The sequence below is a fragment of the uncultured Faecalibaculum sp. genome, assembly GCF_910588395.1.
Classification (GTDB): domain Bacteria; phylum Bacillota_I; class Bacilli_A; order Erysipelotrichales; family Erysipelotrichaceae; genus Faecalibaculum.
In genome coordinates this window covers 1-2,511 of the sequence record NZ_CAJUPA010000073.1, presented here as the reverse complement: position 1 = coordinate 2,511, position 2,511 = coordinate 1, and the positions used below count along the sequence as shown (strand labels likewise).

Below are 2,511 nucleotides of genomic sequence, written 5' to 3'. Positions count from 1 at the left end.
GTAAGCGTCAAATAGCGGCGCACCAGTTCGGGAAAAATCGGCAGCCGCCTTTTGGGGGCTGTCGATTATTTGCACAGTCTTTGTACATCTGGATTCCAAGGCAGGCAAATATCTGCGGAGACGCCGCAGGGCAGGCTTTCCAAAAGGAATCTGAGATATGGGAAAGGCCGCAGACCATTGGCTTTCGCCGTCTCCACAATGGAGTAGATGGCAGCACTTGCGTCAGCTCCCTTTGGCGTGTTGGAAAACAGCCAGTTCTTCCGCCCAACGGCGAAGGGGCGCACAGCCCGTTCCGCCCGGTTGTTAGATAACTCCAGTCGCCCGTCCAGAAAGACGTTCATCAGCCAGCCCTCCTGGTTCACGGCATAAGCCAGCGCCGCGCCAAGCATACTTTTTGGCACGGGATTTTTCTCATGTTCTGCCCTGGCCCAAGCAAAGAACTTTTCCGCCACTGGCTTGGACTGTTCCAATCGGGCATGATATCGTTCATCGAAAGAGAGCTCCTGCTCAGCAAAACCGTCCTCCATATGAAACAGCTTGTCACAATAGTCCAGGCCGGTTTTTGCCGGGGATCTGTCCCGCAGATCCTTGGGCAGGCTTTTCAGCGTATCGGTGAATTTCCGCCGCATATGCGCCCAGCAGCCTGCTACTGTTATTTCTGGCGGCAGCTTGCAGTGGTACGCGCCATACCCATCGGTGTGCAGCAGCCCGGAAAAGCCCTCCAGAAACCGGCCGGCACATTCTCCCGCGCGGCTGGGCTGGTAGTCATACAGCACCACAGGACGTTCGGCATCCCCCGAAGTGCGGTACACCCACACATAGCTTTTCTGCTGCGCTTTTCGCCCCGGCTCCTTCAGCACCATCAGCGTGGTCTCGTCAGCGTGGAGAATCTCGCTGGAAAGCAGCTCCCGGCGAAGCGTCTGGAAAAAATCAGAGAACCACCGCTCATGTGCCGCAATGATCCAGTTGGCCATGGTTTGGCGGGAGACAGGCACGCCAGTTCGGGCCAGCTCCTGCTCCTGCCGGTATAGGGGCAGCGCCAGCGTGTACTTGCTGTTCAAAATGTGGGCCAGCAGGCTGGCCGAAACAACGCCGCTGTTTGGGAGCAGCGGGGGCGGAACCACGCTCTTTTTCATCGGGACATGGTCATTTTCCCGCTCACAGCGGCGGCAACTGTACACCGCCTGGATGTGTTCCACCACCGTATATTTGGCCGGCACGTATACCAATTCCCGCCGTAAAACGCTTTGTCCACATTTATGCAGCGGGCCTCCGCATTCCGGACAGACACATTCAGTCTCCGGCAGCTCGTGGATCACCTGCTCCACAGGCAGACCGGAGAAGTCCATCTCCCGCTTCCCAGCCTGCTTGCGCCGTTTATCGGTGATCTGCTCCAGTCCAAGCTCCGCCGCTTTCGGATCCGCCAACGTCTCCGCTTCATTGAACAGGCTGAACTGCTCCGAAAGCACCTGGGTCTGCTCACTGGACGCGCCAAATTTTTGCCCCCGCGTCAGGCGAAGCTGCTGGGTCAGCCATTCCACCTGCCTGTGCAGCGCGGTGATCTCATCTTCTTTTTTATCAAGCAGCGCCTGCCATTCGGCGTGGCTTTTTATCTCTGTATTCATGCTCATATTATATCAGAAAAGTGCTGTGATTTCAACTACCACAGCACTTTTCTTCTTTGAATGGCACGATTGATTTGCTCAGCAAATACGTAAATTCTTTCTCATTCACTTCCACTATGCTCCCCGGCTGTCCTGCCGGCCAGGGGTATGTCCCGCTTTGCGCCCGCCGTTTTCCCTGCAGAAAACTCTGACCATCCCATTCGATATATTTCAACATACTGCCAACGCTGTCTCGGAACACATAAACGCTCCCGTCATACGGGTCAAGTTTTAAGTGATAACGGATGATTGCCAGCAGCCCCTCCAATCCCGTGTACATGCTGGTGGTGCCGCATACCAACCGCACTCGTTTCCCACGTTTCCCGGCCCCGCTGGCCCGTGCCGCCTCCGTTAGCTTTTCCTGCCATTCCTCCGCTTCCACGGATGGAATACGCCGACTCCCACGCCGAGCTTTCGGCGTAAATCGGGCCGCCGTGGCACAGCTCCGGCTGCAATACCGCCGCCCCTGTCCGCTGGTGTCGGTAAACTTCTCCCCACACCACTCACAGGTTTCCTCCACATGGGTCTGATCCATGGCCAGCAGATAGCAGAAGCGGCTGCAATATGTTTTTCCCCGCTGTTTTCCCGTCAGTGGCGCTCCGCAAAACGCACATTCCTCTGCCGGCAGTTCCTCCGGCGGATGCGCCTTGTGGTACTCTTTCCACCATTCGATCCGGCAGGCGTCACAGCAGAATTTCCGCTGACTTCCCGGCCCCCATTCCGGCTGAAACTCTTTCCCGCAATTCGGGCATATTTGATCTGGCCGCGCCCGCTTTCGCCGCTCCGCCAGCACTTTTTGGTGGTGGTATGTCACACGGCACTGATCACTGCAGAACCGCCGCCACCG

At 57.1% G+C, this 2,511-nt stretch carries 2 protein-coding genes; both read right to left on the bottom strand.

The genetic code is table 11. The features are described from left to right. Positions 1-65 precede the first annotated feature (65 nt). On the bottom strand, positions 66-1,625 hold the full coding sequence (locus tag QZ305_RS11565; protein ID WP_294732143.1) for an IS66 family transposase: 1,560 nt from the start codon (positions 1,623-1,625) through the stop codon (positions 66-68). Positions 1,626-1,656: 31 nt separating this feature from the next. Beyond that, a partial coding sequence (gene tnpB, locus QZ305_RS11560; RefSeq protein WP_294732142.1) for an IS66 family insertion sequence element accessory protein TnpB occupies positions 1,657-2,511 on the bottom strand: 855 nt, incomplete at its 5' end.